Below are 17,319 nucleotides of genomic sequence, written 5' to 3'. Positions count from 1 at the left end.
CCCCTGGCGGTGCTGAACCCGGACCTCGTCCTCGTCGAGGCCAACCAGGCCTATCTGGAGATCACCGGGCGTGTCCGCGGCGACCGGTCACCGCTCGCCCCGGGGGGTGTGGGGCGGGCGGCCGTCCGATCGGTGAGGAGTGTGCGCGAGGGCACGGCCGGGCCGGCTGAGGGGGATCACCGGCTCGGCGCCGTCCGGGGGGACCCGCCGACGGCGTACTGCGTTCTTCCGGGGAAGAACGTACGGCAGACGGCGGGCGGCGGACAGACGTGTCACCACAGGGCCATGGCCCTCGCACACATTCTTCACGCAGCCCCCCGTTCCGGGATCTTCCCGGGGTCATCCCAGGTTCGCCAGGGCCTCCTCGACGACGTCCAGGCCCTCGTTCAGCAGATCCTCCCCGATGACCAGCGGGGGCAGGAAGCGGACCACGTTGCCGTAGGTGCCGGTGGTCAGCACCAGCACGCCCGCCTGGTGGCAGTGCCTGGCCACGGCGGCGGTGGCCTCGGGGTCGGGCTCCTTGGTGCCGGGCCTCACCAGTTCGACGGCGATCATCGCGCCCCGGCCGCGGACCTCGCCGATCACGCCGTGCCGCTGGGCCATCTTCTCCAGCCGGGGCTTCATGACCTCCTCGATGCGGCGGGCCTTCGCGTTCAGATCCAGCTCGCGCATCGTCTCGATCGCGCCCAGCGCCGCGGCGCAGGCCACCGGGTTGCCGCCGTAGGTGCCGCCCAGGCCCCCGGAGTGCACGGCGTCCATGATCTCGGCACGGCCGGTGACAGCGGCCAGCGGCAGGCCGCCGGCGATGCCCTTGGCGGTGGTGATCAGGTCCGGGACGATCCCCTCGTCCTCGCAGGCGAACCACCGGCCGGTGCGGCAGAAGCCGGACTGGATCTCGTCCGCGACGAAGACGATGCCGTTGTCGCGGGCGAACTCGGCGATGCGCGGCAGGAAGCCCCTGGCGGGCTCGATGAACCCGCCCTCGCCCAGCAGCGGCTCGATGACGATCGCGGCCACGTTCCGCGCCCCGACCTGCTTGGAGATCTGGTCGATCGCCTGGGCCGCGGCCTCCTCGGCGCAGTGCTCCGGGCCGGTGGGCCAGCGGAAGGGGTAGGCGACCGGCACCCGGTAGACCTCGGGCGCGAACGGGCCGAAGCCCTGCTTGTACGGCATGTTCTTCGCGGTCAGCGCCATGGTGAGGTTGGTGCGGCCGTGGTAGCCGTGGTCGAAGACGACGACCGCCTGGCGCCCGGTGTACGAACGGGCGATCTTCACGGCGTTCTCGACCGCCTCGGCGCCCGAGTTGAACAGCGCCGACCGCTTGGCGTGGTCGCCGGGGGTGAGCTTCGCCAGCTCCTCGCAGACCTCCACGTAGCCCTCGTAGGGGGTCACCATCACGCAGGTGTGCGTGAACAGCTCCAGCTGGGCGGCGGCGCGGCGCACCACGGCCTCGGCGCTGTTGCCGACCGAGGTCACGGCGATGCCGGAGCCCAGGTCGATGAAGGAGTTGCCGTCGACGTCCTCCAGGACGCCGCCTCCGGCGCGCGCGGCGAACACGGGCATGACCGTTCCCACGCCCGCCGCCACGGCCGCCTGCTTGCGGGTCATCAGTTCCCGCGACCTCGGTCCGGGGATCGCGGTGACGACGCGGCGCTCCTGGGGGAGGGCGGTCCCTCCGGACAGTTCGGTCATGGCAGACTCCTCGGGCTCATCGGTGCGAAGGGGTGTTCAAGGGTGTGGTTTCTCGCAGGCTAGGGCGGGGGAGGGTGCGTAGACATGCACCGCCGCGGAGAAGTGTCCGTGTCGTGTTGGCCGCGGTGGACATGGCCCTTCGGCCACGGCGGCCAACCGCGTTTCCCGGGGACTAGATTGGGGCGGTGGACGGGCGAGGGCGTGCCGGACGAGGAGCTGGGCGGGGCATGGTGAACGGCGGGGCGCACGGGGCACGGGGGGCAGGAGACGCGGGGGACCCGCGCGGGGCGCACGGCCGGCGGGGGGACCTGCCGGCGATGCCGCCGACCCCGCCCGTGCCCCCGATGCCGCGACAGGCGCCCGCGGCCGGGCCGTCTCTGGGCGAGTGGCTGCGCACCCCGCGCCCCGAGGCGGGCCCCGGGATCTGGCGGTACGGGCACCGGACCAGGCCGCCGGAGGACCCCGACCGGCTGGACGACCGGCAACTGCTGGGCAGCGCGGCGCTGGTGGTGCTCTGCGGGCTGCTGGTGTGGTCGCTGTGCCGGAACGGCTACATCGACTTCTGGGTGAAGCCGCTGGAATGGTTCACGCCCGACTCCTGGCGTGAACCGGGCGGAGACCACGAGGCGTTCGTCCGGGCGGCGAAGACCTACGAGTACCTGTTCACCATCGTCTTCTTCTCGGTCGTCGCCCGGATGGCCCGGGGCGGGGAGATCTGGCGCCGCTACGTGCGCCCGCGGCTGCGCGGGCCGGGCGGGCCGGAGGGAGCCGGGGAAGGGGCGGGAGGCCCCGCCGCCCCGTCGGCCGCGCCCCCCGGCGGCCCCGCCGACCCGGCACTGTGGCCCCAGCTGCGGGCCGTGGGCGAGCAGGCCGCCGCCGACCGGCTGACGGCCGAGATCCACGGCGGCCGGATGAACGACGTCGACTACGTCCGGATCGACCGCGTCTGGCAGTCGGCGCGGGCGCGGTACGAACGGCTGCCCGCCTTCACCGAGGCCGTGCTCGACCGGGGAGCCGCCGCCTTCGTCCACCCCTCCGGTGACCGCGACCTGCCCGTACGGGCGGCCCGGCACGACCTGCTGACCGGGCAGGTGCGGCTGGGCGCCGCGCCCGACGAGGAGCGCAACCCCCACGCCTACCGGGGCGTCCGCCTCGCCCTGGAGCCCGCGCTGCTGAGCACCTCGATGCTGGTGGTGGGGCCGTCGGCGGCGGGCAAGACCAGCCGGGTGGTGCGGCCGGTGGTGGAGTCCCTGGCCCTCCAGGCCCTCGCCGGGCGGGCCGCCGTGATCGCCGTGGGCGCGGCTGGCGCCGGGCTCGGCCCCGACGAGGCCTACGACGTGGTGATCCGGCTCGACGACCCCGGCTGCGCCCACGACCTCGACCTCTACGGCGGCGCCGACGACCCGGACGAGGCCGCGGCCGTCCTGGCCGAGGCGCTGGCCGGGGACGCGCCCGGCGGCCCGGTGGGTCCCGGCGGCGCGGGCGGCTTCGGCGGCGAGGCCGACACCCGCCGTGCCGCCACCGTCCTTGCCCAGCTCATAGGCCCGCACCGGGCCGCCCACGGCCGCTTCCCGTCCGTGCCGGAGCTGCGCGAACTACTCGAAGGGGTGCCCGTCGCGCTCGCCGCGCTGCGCCAGGCGTGCGAGGCCGCCGGGGACGGCGCCGCCCTGCGCGAACTGGACGCCCGCGAGCGTCAGTCCGGGCGACCCGGCGATCCTGGACCGCTGCTCGCGGACCGGATCGCGCTGCTGGACCGGCCCGCGTTCGCCGGGTTCTTCGGCGCCGGCGGCGCCACCCGCGCCACCCGCCCCTTCGCCGTGCGCGATCTGGCGCATCCGCTGCGGGTGCGGATCGACCTGCCCGAGCGCGGTCACGCCGAGGCGTCCCGGCTGCTGGCACGGCTGCTGCTCGTCCAGTTCACCGCCTGCGTCCGCGACCGTGACGAGCGGTCCCTGTTCGCCTGCCTGGTGCTCGACGACGCCGCGCACACCCTCACCCCCGCCTCCGTACGCGCCGTCCAGCGGCTGCGGACCGCCAACGCGGGGGTGGTGCTGGCGCTGCGCGGCCTGGACGAGGTGCCCGAGCCGCTGCGGGCGGCGGCGGTGGGGGCGGTCGGCTGCCGGGTGGTGCTGTCGGGGGTGAGCACCTGGGACGGCGAGGTGTTCGCGCAGGCATGGGGCCGTGAGTGGGTGAAGACCGAGGACGTCACCCACAACCCCGACTTCTCCGGCGGCGCGCTCCGGCGTGCGCTGCGCGGGATCCGGACCCTGTTCACGGGGGTGCGGGCGACCACCCGCTCGGTCACCGTGCGCACGGTCCAGCGCGAGCGCTGGTCGGCCTCCGACCTCGCGCACAAGGTGCCGCCGGGCCATGCGGTGGTGTCGCTGACCACCTCCCGGGGGGAGGCGAGCCCGCCGGTCCTCACCCGTCTCGGGGAGTAGCCGGGGCGCGCGTACCGCCGGGACCGGGCAGGCGCGCGAGGAGGCGTACGACGGTGCGTACAGCTGTACGGTCAGTAGCGGTGCGGCCTTATCCTTGCTACCGCACGGACGGAACCCACCGCCCTCCCCTCCCGCCCGCCGGGCAGCCGGCCGGCGGTCGACCGCTGGAAAGGGTCCAGGTCAGCCATGCCGATCACCCTCGCCTCGCTGGTCCAGCGCTCCTCCCTCAAGCTCGCCGTCCTCGCGGGCGAGGGGCGGCTGGACGCCCCGGTGCGCTGGGCGCACGTCAGCGAGCTGGCCGACCCGGTGCCGTATCTGGAGGGCGGGGAGCTGCTGCTGGCCACGGCGATGAAGCTCGATGTCGAGGACCCGGAGGCGATGCGGCGCTACGTCGCCCGGCTGGACGCCGCCGGTGTGGTCGGGCTGGGCTTCGCGGCCGGGGTCGCCTACGACACGGTGCCCCCGGCGCTGCTGGGCGCCGCCCGCGAGGCCGGTTTCCCGCTGCTGGAGGTGCCCCGGCGCACCCCGTTCCTGGCCATCGTCAAGGCGGTCTCGGCGGCGGTCGCCGCCGAGCAGTACCGCGCGGTCAGGGCCGGGTTCGAGGCCCAGCGGGAGATGACCCGCGCCGTACTCTCCGCGCGCGGTACGTCCGGTCTGCTGGCGAAGCTGGCGGCCCACGTGGACGGCTGGGCCGCGCTCTACGACGTCTCCGGCGCGCTGGTCGCCGCCGCCCCGTCCTGGGCCTCCCGCCGCGCCGCGGAGCTGACCGACGAGGTGCGGCGGCTGCGGGACCGTTCCGCCACCGCGAGCGCCGTGGTGAGCGGGACCGGCGGCCGGTCGGGCGACCGGGTGGAGCTGCAGTCGATCGGCTCGGGGCGCCGGGTCAGGGCCGTGCTCGCGGTCGGCACCGGCGTCCCGCCGGGCACCGCCGAGCGCTACGCCGTCAACTCCGCCGTGGCCCTGCTGACCCTGACCACCGAGCGGTCCCGCGCCCTGCTGGAGGCCGAGCAGCGGCTGGGCGCGGCGGTGCTGCGGATGCTGCTGGCGGGGGAGGCCGACCACGCCCGGGCGGTCGCCGGTTCGCTCTACGGCACGCTGCTGGACGAGCCGCTGCGGGTGGTCGTGGCCGAGGGCGCGTCGGTGCGGCGCAGGGCTGCGGACGCCCGGGAGCCGGGCGCGGACGGTGCCAGGGGCGCGATCGAGTCCGGGGCCCCGGGGGAGGCGGGCGGGGAGGGCGCCCTGCCCGCGGGGGTGGAGGCGCTCGCCGAGAGGACGGAGTCGGCCGCCGCCCGGGCGGGGGAGTCCGTCCTGCTGGTCCGGCACGACCGGCGGCTGGTGGGGCTGGTGGCGGACGGCGGCACCGCCGCGGCGGCCTGCGCGGAGTTCGCCGGCCGGACCGAGACGGCGGGCGTGGGCGGCACGGCGGTCGCCGGCACGGAACACGGGGTGGTCGTCGGTGTGTCGGCGCCCGCCGGGCTCGCCTCCGTGGCCGCGGCGTTCAAACAGGCCGGGCAGGCGCTGTCCGTCGCCCGCCGCCGCGGCCGGGCTCTGGTCGAGCACGAGGACGTGGCCTCCGGGTCGGTGCTCCCGCTGCTGGCCGACGACGCGGTGCGCGCCTTCGCCGACGGGATGCTGCGCGCGCTGTACGAGCACGACGCGCACGGCCGCGGCGACCTGGTCGCCTCGCTGCACGCCTGGCTCTCCCGGCACGGGCAGTGGGACGCGGCCGCCGCCGACCTCGGCGTCCACCGGCACACCCTCCGCTACCGGATGCGGCGGGTCGAGGAGATCCTCGGCCGGTCGCTGGACGATCCGGACGTGCGGATGGAGCTGTGGCTGGCGCTCAAGGCGACGGCGACCGTGCCCCCGGTCCGGAAGGACCGGGAGCGGCCCCGGAAGGACTGAGGCCCGGAGGAGGCCCGGCACCGTCAGGGCGTCAAGGCGTCAGGAGCAGTACTGCTGCTCCTTGCCGATCGAGCGGTACATGCAGTCGGCGTTCTCCATCAGCAGCAGGACGGCGTCCTCGTTGCGGCTGGTCTCCCGCTCGATCACCTCGTCGGGCGGGTAGAAGCCGTCCCTCCCGTTCGGCCCGGGGTACATCTCGAAGGTGTAGCTGAAGATGCCCTGGTCGGCCCACATCCAGTCGTTGATCGTGCCGTCGGTGATGTACAGGTCGCTGGACTGCTGGGGGGTGTAGCCGTTGGTGGCGGCCATCGCCCTGCCGACGGTGGCGAAGGCGTCGCGGTCGTCCTGGGTGAGCCCCGGGGCGGTGTCGTTGTAGGTGTAGCCGTAGGGCCACAGCACCAGTTCGCTGTAGGTGTGGAAGTCGATGTGCGCCTTGATCTGCTGCTCTCCGCCCACGACGCGGCTGCGGACGAAGTCGGCGACCACCCGCACCTCCGGTGCGGACCCGGCGTACGGACCGCGGTAGGTGGAACTCCAGGTGCTGGAGGAGGAGCCGCCGCAGCATCCCCAGTTGTAGTACCAGTTGCGGTTGAGGTCGGTGCCGACGTACCAGGAACCGGAGTTGGGCTGGCGGTTCTTGCGCCAGCTCCGGTAGCTGCCCGAGGCGATGTCGTACTCGCCGCCGTCGGGGTTGACGTCGGCGATCACCCACAGCTCCCGGGTGTTCACCATGCGGGTGATGCGGGAGTCGGTGCCGTACCGCTCGCCGAACTCGCGGATGACGTACAGCGCCATCTCCACGGTCAGGTGCTCGCGGGCGTGCAGGTGGTGGGTGAGCAGCACCTCCGGCTCGTTCTCGTCGGCGGCGACGTTGTCGCTGATCTTGACGGCGACGATGTCGCGGCCTTCGTAGGTCTTGCCGATGACCTTCTTGGTCATGATGTCCGGGTGGTCCCGCACGTATCCGTTGATGGCCGCCATGGTCTCGGCGTAGTTGTGGTAGCCGGAGTCGCTCGGCGGGTAGTCGAGGGTGCCCACCTCATCGCTCCCGGCGCTCCGCTGGGGGGGAGCGGGCAGGGTGGTGAGGCGGTGGCCGGCTTTCCGCAGCTTGTCGGCCTGCGCGGCGTCGGCGGTGACCACCACCGAGTGCTCGCGCACCGCGTCGATGGCCGTACCCGTGCGGGCGATGGCCGTGCGCTGTTCGACGCCGGTGATCCCGGCGATCTCGTACTGCCGCTCGCCGACGGGGGTGGCTCGCCGGCCGTCGTCTCCGGGGGCGGCGGTGGCCTGCGCCCCGAGCGGGACGGCCAGCGCGAGGGAGAGGAGGAGGGCGGCGGTGAGGGTCCGCCGCCCGTGAGGACGTCTACGCATCGCGTCTCCTGGGGTGTCCAGTTCGACGGGTGGGGGTGGTGCGTTCTGTGCTGTGTCATGGTCGCGGCAAAGCAACGGGCGGGCAACCGGGCCTTCTCCGACAAAGCGGCGCGCGGAACAACCCGAGTGATACGCGCCGGACAAGAGTCCCGCACGGCCCCGGCCCCTACGGTGGTGCCGGGGACCGGCCGCGCAGCAGCCGGGCCCGATCACGACCTCCACCGCTCCACCACTTCGGAAGGGCCGGGATACGCAGTGACCACAGCGACCTCCCCACACGCGTTCTGGCTGGCCGGCCGCGAGGCGACCGGCGACGAGACCTTCGAGGTCACCTCGCCCTGGGACGGCCGGACCGTCGGCACCGTCAGCGTCCCCACCGAGGCCCAGATCGAGCAGGCCGTGGCCGCCGCGGCCGAGGCGGCCGCCGAGTTCGCGGCCACTCCCGCACATGTGCGCGCCGCAGCCCTGGACCACGTCCACCGGCGGCTGGCCGAGCGCACCGAGGAGATCGCGAAGCTGATCTCCGCCGAGAACGGCAAGCCCGTGAAATGGGCCCGCGGCGAGGTCGGCCGCTGCGTGTCGGTCTTCCGCTGGGCCGCCGAGGAGGCCCGCCGCTTCAACGGCGGCACAGCGCAGCGGCTGGACACCGACGCGGGCGGGACCGGCCGCCTCGCCCTGACCCGGCGCTTCCCGCGCGGCCCGGTACTGGGCATCGCGCCGTTCAACTTCCCCCTCAACCTGTGCGCCCACAAGGTGGCCCCGGCCATCGCGGTCGGTACGCCGATCATCCTCAAGCCCGCCCCGGCCACCCCGCTGTCCGGGCTGCTCATCGGCGAGCTGCTGGCCGAGACGGACCTGCCGGCCGGCTCCTGGTCGGTGCTCCCCGTTCCCAACGACCGCATGCCCTCCCTGGTGGCCGACGAGCGCCTGCCGGTCATCTCCTTCACCGGCTCCGGCCCGGTGGGCTGGTCCATCCTGGACACCGTGCCCCGCAAGCGCGTCACCCTGGAGCTGGGCGGGAACGGCGCGGCCGTCGTACTGGCCGACTACTCCTCCGACGCCGACCTGGACCGGGCCGCGCGGCGCATCGCGACCTTCTCCAACTACCAGGGCGGCCAGTCCTGCATCTCCGTCCAGCGCGTCATCGCCGACGCCTCGGTCCACGACCGGCTGGCGCCCCGGGTGGTCGAGGCCGTCGAGGCGCTGGCCACCGGCGACCCGTCCGACGACGCCACCGACGTCGGCCCGCTGATCAGCGAGGACGCCGCGAAGCGGGTGGAGTCCTGGGTGGACGAGGCGGTCGCCGCCGGTGCGAAGCTGCTGACCGGCGGCAAACGCGACGGGGCCACCTACGCCCCCACCGTCCTCGCGGACGTGCCCGCCGACGCCGCGGTCTCCTGCGAGGAGGTCTTCGGGCCCGTGCTCACGCTGACCTCGGTCGACGGCGAGGAGGCCGCCTTCGCCGCGGTCAACGACTCCAGGTACGGCCTGCAGGCGGGGGTGTTCACCCACGACGTGCGGGCGGCCTTCCGCGCCCACCGCGCCCTGGAGGTCGGCGGCGTGGTCATCGGCGACGTGCCCTCCTACCGCGCCGACCAGATGCCCTACGGCGGCACCAAGGAGTCCGGGGTCGGACGCGAGGGCGTGCTGTTCGCCATGGAGGACTACACCTACGAGCGGGTGATGGTCCTCACCGGCCTGGACCTGTAGCACCCGGCCCGTCCGGTCCCGTACCACCGCCGTGGCGCGGGACCGGACGGGCCGCCGCGACGCTCCCCGCCGGGAGCCCGCCGGCCACCGCGATGCCGCGGCACACGGGTGCACCGTGCCCCGGAAACGGTGCACGACGCGCACAACGGGTACGCGCACCGCGCAGCGCCCCCCCGGAAGCCCCCGGCATCCCCCGGCGGCCCTCCGCAGTACCCGGCAGTGCGAGGTGAACCGTGATGACCGTCTCCGAACGCGAAGCACGACAGGTGGCCGAGGCCGCGAGGGAGCGGGACTGGCGCAAGCCGAGTTTCGCCAGGGAACTCTTCCTCGGCCGCCTCCGCCTCGACCTGGTCCACCCCCACCCCCGGCCCGCCGACGCCGACACCCGGCGTGGCGAGGAGTTCCTCGCCAGGCTCCGGGCCTTCTGCGACACGGAGATCGACGGCCCGCGCATCGACCGCGAGGGGCTTGTCCCCGACGAGGTGGTCAAGGGGCTCAAGGAACTCGGCGCGCTCGGCATGAAGATCGACCCCGAGTACGGCGGCCTGGGCCTGAGCCAGCTCCACTACAACCGCGCCCTCGCCCTGGCCGGATCGGCCAGCCCCGCCGTCGGCGCGCTGCTGTCGGCGCACCAGTCGATCGGCGTGCCCCAGCCGCTGAAGATGTTCGGCACCGAGGAGCAGAGGAAGGCGTTCCTGCCGCGCTGCGCCCGCGGCGACATCTCGGCCTTCCTGCTCACCGAACCGGACGTCGGCTCCGACCCGGCGCGCCTGGCCACCACCGCCGTACCCGACGGCGACAGCTACATCCTGGACGGCGTGAAGCTGTGGACGACCAACGGCGTCGTCGCCGACCTGCTGGTGGTCATGGCCCGCGTACCGGCCTCGGAGGGCCATAAGGGCGGCATCACCGCCTTCGTCGTCGAGGCCGACTCCGAGGGCATCACCGTGGAGAACCGCAACGCCTTCATGGGCCTGCGCGGCATCGAGAACGGCGTCACCCGCTTCCACCGCGTCCGCGTCCCGGCCGCCAACCGGATCGGTCCCGAGGGCGCCGGACTGAAGATCGCGCTGACCACCCTCAACACCGGCCGCCTCTCCCTGCCCGCGATGTGCGCCGGAGCGGGCAAATGGTGCCTGAAGATCGCCCGCGAGTGGTCCGCGGCCCGCGAGCAGTGGGGCAAGCCGATCGCCCGCCACGAGGCCGTCGGCTCCAAGATCTCCTTCATCGCCGCCACCACCTTCGCCCTGGAGGCCGTCCTCGACCTCGCCTCCCAGATGGCCGACGACGACCGCAACGACATCCGCATCGAGGCCGCCCTCGCCAAGCTCTACGGCTCGGAGATGGCCTATCGGATGGCCGACGAGCTGGTCCAGATCCGCGGAGGGCGCGGTTTCGAGACGGCCGACTCCCTCTCCGCCCGCGGCGAGCGTGGCGTACCGGCCGAGCAGATGCTGCGCGACCTGCGCATCAACCGCATCTTCGAGGGCTCCACCGAGATCATGCACCTGCTCATCGCCCGTGAGGCCGTCGACGCCCATCTGTCGGTCGCGGGCGATCTGGTCGACCCGGACAAGACCCTCACCGACAAGGGCCGCGCCGCCGTCCGCGCCGGCGGCTTCTACGCCCGCTGGCTGCCCAAACTGGTCGCCGGGCCCGGACAGCTGCCCGGCTCCTACCGGGAGTTCCACCCCGCCGGCCACCCCGACCTGGCCGCCCACCTGCGCTACGCCGAACGCGCCTCCCGCCGCCTGGCCCGCGCCACCTTCCTGGGGATGTCCCGCTGGCAGGCGAAACTGGAGGGCAAGCAGGGTTTCCTGGGGCGGATCGTGGACATCGGCGCCGAACTGTTCGCCATGAGCGCGGCCTGCGTGCGGGCGGAGATGCTGCGCGCCCGCGGCGAGAACGGCCGCGCCGCCTACCAGCTCGCCGACGCCTTCTGCCGCCAGGCCCGCCTCCGCGCCGAGGAGCTGTTCGGCCGGTTGTGGGACAACACCGACGACATCGACCGCAAGGTCGTGCGCGGCGTCCTGGGCGGCGCGTACACCTGGCTGGAGGAGGGCGTCGTCGACCCCTCCACTCCCGGGCCCTGGATCGCCGAGGCCGCCCCCGGCCCCTCCGCCCGCACGGACGTCCACCGCCCCATCCCCTGACCGCGCCCCCGGTGCGTCCGGCCCGCCACCGGCAGGCGGCTACCCCGGCACGGGGAGACCCGCGGCGCGGGCCAGGACGCGGGCCGCGGTGCGTCCGGCCGCCAGAGCGCCCGCGGCGCGGGCCGGGACGCAGCGCTGCCGCTCGGGGGCGTACTCGGTCATCACCGCGCCCGCGTGGTCGGCGTCGGTCTCGGTGAGGGCGACCGGCCACCCCCAACGGTCGAGGGCGGGCACGAAGTCCCGCGAGTGGCGGACGTCCGCGATGTCGTCGGCGGTGCCGTGCACCAGGTGGACGGGTACCGGGCCTGCGGGCGTCGCGGCCAGTGCGTCACGGAGGTCGCCCAGCCCCATCTCCGGGCGCTCCCACAGATACCTGCCCGCGATCCCGGCGACCGCCGCGGGCCGCCATCCGTCCACCAGCTCGGGCCGGACCGCCGCGCTCACCGCGGCGTACGCGCCCAGCGACCAGCCGGCCAGCACGATCCGGCCGGCGTCGCCGCCGAACTCGCCCGCCCGCTCCCGGGTGAAGCGCACCGAAGCCCGCAGATGCCCCCAGCCGCCGTCGGGTGCGTCGGGGCGCCAGTCGGGCACCACGACCAACAGTCCCAGCGAGGCGGCCTGACGGGCGAGCGGCGCGAGTACGTCCCGTTCCTCCGGCCCCCTGCCGTGCCAGAGGAGAACCGTGGGGGTGGGGGCTGAGACGCGGGCGGGCCGGTGGACGTCCAGTAACCGGCCGCCGGGTTCGTAGGCGACGCCCTGCTCGGTGCTGACAGCGATCTCGTTCACGCCCGGTCGAACGGTTCGGCGTAGTGGGCATCGCGGTGGTTCCGCTCCCGGCCCTTGCCCTCACCGTGTCCGGATCATCGGATCCTCCCGCCTTGTACCGCGTGCCTCACGGCGGACCGATCCACGCGACGGCGGCTGTCGAGAACGAGCCGGTATGCCGTTGCTCTGGAGAAGGGCCGTACCGCAGGATGCCTCTGTACCAGCGGGGGCCGCATCAGTGGAGGCAGGAGCCCGGCTCGCCCCTGGCCGGACATGTGAGGGGGGACATGTCGTTCGACGACGAGTGGAACCAGCTCGTGGCGGAGGCGGATCGCAGGCGTGAGGCGCGGACACGGCTCGAGTCCGCGGGGGGCGGTGGCCGGGGCGGGGCCGGCCTGGCGGACGCGGACTTCGGGCTGGAGGACGGACCGGTCCGGTCGAAGGTGTCGGGTATCCGCAGGGCCACCACCGAGGCCCGGTCGAAGTCGAAGTTGGCCGATGCGCGGGCGGCGGGAACAAGTCACTCCGGTTGGCTTGCCGGTGCCGCGGGCGACGACTGCGTGAACGCCTGGCAGAGGCGGCTCCACGGTCTGAGCGACCTGGTCGAGGACGCCGCCGACGCGCTGACGGAGGCGATGGACCAGCAGATCGACCAGGACCGCTCCACGGCGGCCGGACTCCGGGCGTCGTCCCGCTGGCTGGAGGGCGCCTGATGGTCTCTGTCCCGGAACTCGACAGCGCCAGCCCCCGGAAGTGGCGGGACGCCGCCGACGACGCGGTGGCCGCGGCGAAACAGTGCGACGGACTCGCCTCGTACGCCCGTGACGAGGTGGCCGGGACACTACGGACCTGCTGGGTGGGCGACACCGGCAAGGCCGCCCGCAGCCGTTTCGTCAGGCACGCCGATGACTACGAGGCGGCCGCCGTCGCCCTGCGCGCCCTGGCGCGCGTCTACGACGGTCTCGCCGACGACATCACCGACGCGCAGAGGGACCTGCACAGCGCACTCGACTACGCACGCAGGCACGACCTGAAGGTGGACGACAGCGGCCGTGTGCGGTCCGCCCGGTCCGTGATGGGTCCCAGGGGCGGCGGCGAGCACCTGGAGCCGGTGGAGCACGCCCGCGACGTCATCTCCGCCGCGCTGTCGAAGGCCACCCGGGCGGACATCGAGGCCGCGCGGGCCCTGCGCACCATCGAGGGACTCACCGACATCGGTGATCCGGAACTGGTGGGAGACGCGCTCAAGGACGACAGTCCGCTGGGCATCGCGCTGCGTCTGTCGGGCGGACTCGACGGGCTTCACCGGATCAACGTCCCGCCGACGGTCCTCGCCGCGGTGGACCGGGCCGCGCTGGAGACGGGCATCAGCCGGAAGCTCCTGCTGGCCGTCCTGTGGCAGGAGCAGCAGTGGCACCAGAACCACAGCCCGAGCCTGCGCGGACCGGTCACCGAGTTCGGCCGGCTCTTCAACTGGAGCCTCGCCGTCGGGCCGAAACCGGACAAGTCGCTGGGGATCACCCACATCAAACTGGAAACGGCGCGTCGGACCATGGTGAACCATCCTCAGGCTTTTCGGCTGACGGACGGCAGATCTCTGAACGACGTAAGCGACACGGAACTCGCCGCTGAGATCGAGGCAAACCCCCAGTTGGACGTCCGGCTCAGCGCCTACCATCTGATGGATCTCAAGGAGAATCCATACGGTTCCAGATCGGACAAGGACCTCTTCGTGCTCTATGCCGCCGACACCCCCGAGGTTCGGGAGCTGAACGAGCAGTACGGTATCGAGTCCGACCGGCGCGGAGGTGATATCAAGGCCAGAGGGGAGAACTGGGACAGAATCGAACCGCACCTGGAGGACGCCATGGCCTGGGAGGCTCTCGGCGAGGAGGAACGTGTTCGGGCGACCAGGCAGTTGGAGTCGCACACGCCTGCCGGGCACAGTGTCTCCATCGCTCCGATCTACAGCACTGGTGGCCCGATCGGTGGCTCGGGCACCGATGAGCCCGAGCCGGGCACTCCGTCTCCGAGTCCGGGCCCGCCGCCTGCTCCACCGAAAGGCAGTTGAGCCGTGAGGAAGACTATGTTGGTGCTGACATCCTGGCTTCTTCTGACGCTTACGGCTTGTGATGCTTTCACCCAGAACAGCGGGAGCCCGATGGTACCGATTCCCGACAGGGTCCCTTCAGGTCCGCTGTTCAGGTCTACGGACGAGCTCCTGACAGTGCTGAGTGAAGGAGGCGTCAACTGTGAGGTATTGCGTCGTCGGGAGGGGGGGCTCGACTGTATGGCGGAAGTCGACGGAGCGAAGGTGGAGAATGAGGTCTCGGTCTTCGATACCGAAGTGATCGGAGAAGGCGAGATCGGGAAGTCTATTGCCAGTCGTCGAAAAGAGCCGTACAGCCATACCCTGGTCGCCGCCGGTAACTGGTACATACGTGTTCTCGACCCTCTCTACGCACCAGAGATCGCCGAGGCGCTTGACGCCGTCGTTCTTCCGCCGCTGCTCCCGCTGCCCGACATTCCGAAGAAGCCTCGCTACACGGATCTCGACTCGCTCGCGGACGCGCTGGATGCCTCTGTGGGGTGCGAGGGGCGTGAGAGGGAGAAGGACGTGGTGAACGCGATGACGTGCGTGACGGAGCGGTCGGAGGAGCCCTGCGCCTATCTGGAGCTGCATGGCACGTTCGCCGAGCGCGACGACGCGCTGCGCCTGGCCGTCAGCGTGCCGGAACTTTCCAGGTTCATCGTCACGGCGGGGAACTGGTCCGTCCAGTTCTGCGACAGGTCTCTGGGGCGCGAGGCGGCCGATGATCTGGGAGGAGCCGTCGTCTCCTGAACCGGGTCCGCTGTCAGCGGGGTATCCGTCGCTCGCCGTGAACGCGTGCGGGTCCGGGACGGCGGACCCGCATGGAATCGCGTGGTGCCCAGGAGGGGTTTTCGGCTCTCTGTCCGCTCACACGCGGCCGAACGGCTCGGCGTAGGTGAAGGCGCGGCGCGGGGCGGGGTCTTCGGGGTCGTACGCGGCCAGGGTGCGGACCACATGGCCGACGACCTCGCCGCCGGGGCCCTCGGCCACCAGCGACAGCGCGGGCAACGGGATTACGCCCCGCCGGTGGGCGTTCGGTCCTCCGCGCGCATCCGCTCCAGGAAGGCCGTCCACGGCGCGGCGCCGAAGGCGAGCGCCGGCCCGGCGGGGTCCTTGGAGTCCCGCACGGCCGTCCACCCGCCGGGCAGAACTGCGGCCTCCACACAGTTGCCCTCGCCGCCGCTGTAGCTGGATCTGCGCCAGTCGCCCGGTAGGTGGGCGCTGTTCGATTCCTTTGCCATCTGCTCCATCTCCTCTACCGGCCGGTCAGCAACTCGGCGATCGCTGCATGGGACTGGCGAGGGCTGAGTGCTGCCGCGCGTAGTGCGTCGAGGGCATCAGCGTATGTCTTCACCTCGTCGGGGCTGTCCAGGTAGACGGTCGTGATCAGGCCTTCTTCGCAGACTACCTGGCTCTCCTCCGGCAACGGGAAGGTGAAGACCACAAACGGTCCGTTGCCGCCGGGATGCTCTCCGGCGTCGATCGGAAGTACCTGAAGGGTGACGTTGGGCAGCTCAGCCAGGGAGAGCAGATGGCGGAGCTGCCGGTTCATCGTTTCCGGACCACCGACCCTGCTGCGCAGAGCAGCTCCCCCGATCACGGCCCAGAACTGAACGCCCCGTCCATCGGTCAACAAGTTCTGCCTGGTGGCGCGTACCTCGATCCTGCGCTCGACATCCTCCTCTGTCCGTACCGATGGATAGGCGCTGATCACTGCCCGGGCGTAGTCACGGGTCTGAAGGAGACCGGGCACGAGGAGCGGTTCGTAGCAGCTGATCTCGGCCGCTTCAGCTTCGAGTTCGATGAAGTCGGTGTACCCGGGGCGCAGTACGCCGGCATGGCGTTGCCACCAGCCCGACTCCTTCCCCTTGCGTGCCATCTCCAGGAAGGCGTCAACCCGGGCTGTGTCGGTGACGCCGTAGAGCGAGAGCAACGCACGCAGGTCGCGAGTTCGCACCCCTGAACGGCCCAGCTCCAGGCGGGAGATCGTCGCTTTGTGGCACTCCAGGTGACGTGCCGCGTCCTCCAGGGTGAGGTCCTTCGCCTCACGCAGCCTCCGCAGTGCTGATCCCAGCCGACGGCGTCGGACTGTGGGTGTGGGGTCGGCAGGCATGGGTTCTCCTTCGACAGCTTTGACGAGAGATCAGTTTGTCGAAGAAGTGGGCCATGGGTGCGCGAATCGGCGAAGTTAAGTGTTCGTGTTGCACTTCGAATCGTTGCGATGTCATGGTGAACCGGACACGTTGGGTGTCCAAGTCGTAACGCCGGGCGTTCGCGGCCCGGTGACCGGATGTCAGGAGGGTCGAGTGATGCACGCAATGCCAAGCAAGAGGGACGCGCGGTACGACCGGGTGCGGGACCGGGTGACCGTCGCCGTCACCGTCCACGGGGACGGCGACGGCGTGTCCGTCGAGACCGAGATGGTGCTGGAGCCCGGCCAGTTGGAGCTGCACTACGCGCAGCTCGGCCGGCTGATCGAGTGCCGCGACCGGTACGGGCGGACGGGGGAGTGGGCGTGAGCGCCGCGCCGCTGCCGAGGCGGGGCACATCCGGCGAGGTGATCGAACTGCCCGCCGACACCCCCGGCGACCGCCTCAACGGCCGGGCCTGCGTCCACTGCGGCACTCGTGGCGCGCCGCTCGCCTACATCGGTTGGGCGCGTGTCGCCACCGGGCGGCCCGGCGGGCATCTGTCCTGCCCGGTCAGCGCCTGCGCCGACTGCCGGGCGCGGCAGCCTACGCGGTGACGCGCTACGCGCTCGCGGTGGCCGAGACCGCCCTGGCGGCGCTCACCGTGCTGTCCGCCTCCGGTGCCGCCTGGCTGCTCGCCTCCGGGTGAGCGGCAACAGGCTTGAGCGAGAAGCGACTTGGCGGTGGCTATTCCCTCAGGGGGTAGCCGCCGCCAACTCGACGCCATGGACGTGGTGGACACGGCCGTCCCCGTGCCGCTGGACGACCTCGCCCTCCACGGGCTGGGCGTAATGGTCCTCGTCGCCGCCGCCACCGGGCTCGGACTGCTGTTCCTGCGCCCGGGCACCTCGGTGGAGGAGCTGCGCACCGGCTGACGGCCGGGCCCCGCGCCGCCCTCCCCTTCGACGGGACCGGTTGCCGCTGTCGGCATCCGGCGGTTGGAACTGTGCGGGCCACTGCCGTTCCCTTCGTCCGTGACGCTCTCGTGGCGCTTGCTGGGG

The 17,319-nt window shown here is 72.6% G+C and carries 16 protein-coding genes; 10 read left to right on the top strand and 6 right to left on the bottom strand.

All coding sequences use genetic code 11. From position 1 onward, the window contains the following. Positions 1-339: 339 nt before the first annotated feature. On the bottom strand, positions 340-1,692 hold the full coding sequence (gabT, locus tag LJ221_RS12750; protein ID WP_241716439.1) for a 4-aminobutyrate--2-oxoglutarate transaminase: 1,353 nt from the start codon (positions 1,690-1,692) through the stop codon (positions 340-342). Positions 1,693-2,036: 344 nt separating this feature from the next. Here gabT and LJ221_RS12745 point away from each other — a divergent pair, with 344 nt between their 5' ends. Together LJ221_RS12745 and LJ221_RS12740 are read left to right on the top strand one after the other, a co-directional pair. Next, positions 2,037-4,133: an ATP-binding protein gene (locus LJ221_RS12745; RefSeq protein WP_241716437.1), complete on the top strand. Its 2,097-nt coding sequence runs from the start codon at positions 2,037-2,039 to the stop codon at positions 4,131-4,133. A 186-nt stretch (positions 4,134-4,319) separates the two neighbouring features. Further along, positions 4,320-6,038, top strand: coding sequence for a PucR family transcriptional regulator (locus tag LJ221_RS12740; RefSeq protein WP_241716435.1), 1,719 nt, complete (start codon positions 4,320-4,322; stop codon positions 6,036-6,038). A gap of 39 nt (positions 6,039-6,077) precedes the next feature. Here LJ221_RS12740 and LJ221_RS12735 read toward each other — a convergent pair whose 3' ends face one another. Next, positions 6,078-7,409 carry a M14 family metallopeptidase gene (locus LJ221_RS12735; RefSeq protein ID WP_241716433.1) on the bottom strand — a complete coding sequence of 444 codons (1,332 nt, stop codon included), beginning with the start codon at positions 7,407-7,409 and terminating at the stop codon, positions 6,078-6,080. A 255-nt stretch (positions 7,410-7,664) separates the two neighbouring features. On the opposite strand from LJ221_RS12735, the gene LJ221_RS12730 reads away from it, so the two are divergent. Both LJ221_RS12730 and LJ221_RS12725 read left to right on the top strand, forming a co-directional pair. Continuing rightward, a complete protein-coding gene (locus LJ221_RS12730) occupies positions 7,665-9,119 on the top strand; it encodes an aldehyde dehydrogenase family protein (RefSeq protein ID WP_241716431.1) in 1,455 nt (484 codons plus the stop codon). A 236-nt stretch (positions 9,120-9,355) separates the two neighbouring features. Beyond that, positions 9,356-11,272: an acyl-CoA dehydrogenase family protein gene (locus LJ221_RS12725; RefSeq protein ID WP_241716429.1), complete on the top strand. Its 1,917-nt coding sequence runs from the start codon at positions 9,356-9,358 to the stop codon at positions 11,270-11,272. Positions 11,273-11,311: 39 nt separating this feature from the next. Here LJ221_RS12725 and LJ221_RS12720 read toward each other — a convergent pair whose 3' ends face one another. Then, positions 11,312-12,058: an alpha/beta hydrolase gene (locus LJ221_RS12720; protein ID WP_241716427.1), complete on the bottom strand. Its 747-nt coding sequence runs from the start codon at positions 12,056-12,058 to the stop codon at positions 11,312-11,314. A 266-nt stretch (positions 12,059-12,324) separates the two neighbouring features. On the opposite strand from LJ221_RS12720, the gene LJ221_RS12715 reads away from it, so the two are divergent. From LJ221_RS12715 to LJ221_RS12705, 3 genes are all read left to right on the top strand, one after another. Continuing rightward, complete coding sequence (locus LJ221_RS12715) at positions 12,325-12,750, top strand: hypothetical protein (protein ID WP_241716425.1); 426 nt, start codon at positions 12,325-12,327, stop codon at positions 12,748-12,750. Further along, positions 12,750-14,108, top strand: a complete 1,359-nt coding sequence (locus LJ221_RS12710) for a hypothetical protein (protein ID WP_241716423.1) — start codon at positions 12,750-12,752, stop codon at positions 14,106-14,108. Before LJ221_RS12715 ends, LJ221_RS12710 begins: the two co-directional genes overlap by 1 nt. Before the next feature lie 219 nt (positions 14,109-14,327). Then, positions 14,328-14,879, top strand: a complete 552-nt coding sequence (locus LJ221_RS12705) for a hypothetical protein (RefSeq protein WP_241716421.1) — start codon at positions 14,328-14,330, stop codon at positions 14,877-14,879. A gap of 117 nt (positions 14,880-14,996) precedes the next feature. Here LJ221_RS12705 and LJ221_RS12700 read toward each other — a convergent pair whose 3' ends face one another. Genes LJ221_RS12700 through LJ221_RS12690 form a run of 3 tightly spaced genes read right to left on the bottom strand, consistent with a single transcriptional unit; the run spans position 14,997 to position 16,242 of the window. Further along, a complete protein-coding gene (locus LJ221_RS12700; protein ID WP_241716419.1) occupies positions 14,997-15,137 on the bottom strand; it encodes a hypothetical protein in 141 nt (46 codons plus the stop codon). Between the two features lie 5 nt (positions 15,138-15,142). Next, positions 15,143-15,370: a DUF397 domain-containing protein gene (locus LJ221_RS12695; RefSeq protein ID WP_241716418.1), complete on the bottom strand. Its 228-nt coding sequence runs from the start codon at positions 15,368-15,370 to the stop codon at positions 15,143-15,145. Positions 15,371-15,384: 14 nt separating this feature from the next. Further along, on the bottom strand, positions 15,385-16,242 hold the full coding sequence (locus LJ221_RS12690; RefSeq protein WP_241716416.1) for a helix-turn-helix transcriptional regulator: 858 nt from the start codon (positions 16,240-16,242) through the stop codon (positions 15,385-15,387). Between the two features lie 196 nt (positions 16,243-16,438). On the opposite strand from LJ221_RS12690, the gene LJ221_RS12685 reads away from it, so the two are divergent. From LJ221_RS12685 to LJ221_RS12675, 3 genes are all read left to right on the top strand, one after another. After that, entirely contained in the window at positions 16,439-16,648 is a 210-nt protein-coding gene (locus LJ221_RS12685; protein WP_241716414.1) for a hypothetical protein, read from the top strand. Next, positions 16,645-16,875, top strand: a complete 231-nt coding sequence (locus LJ221_RS12680) for a hypothetical protein (RefSeq protein ID WP_241716412.1) — start codon at positions 16,645-16,647, stop codon at positions 16,873-16,875. Before LJ221_RS12685 ends, LJ221_RS12680 begins: the two co-directional genes overlap by 4 nt. Before the next feature lie 126 nt (positions 16,876-17,001). Then, on the top strand, positions 17,002-17,193 hold the full coding sequence (locus LJ221_RS12675) for a hypothetical protein (protein WP_241716410.1): 192 nt from the start codon (positions 17,002-17,004) through the stop codon (positions 17,191-17,193). Positions 17,194-17,319: the final 126 nt, after the last annotated feature.

The sequence above is a fragment of the Streptomyces sp. CNQ085 genome, from assembly GCF_022614595.1.
GTDB lineage: Bacteria > Actinomycetota > Actinomycetes > Streptomycetales > Streptomycetaceae > Streptomyces.
This window is presented reverse-complemented; position numbering and strand designations above follow the sequence as displayed.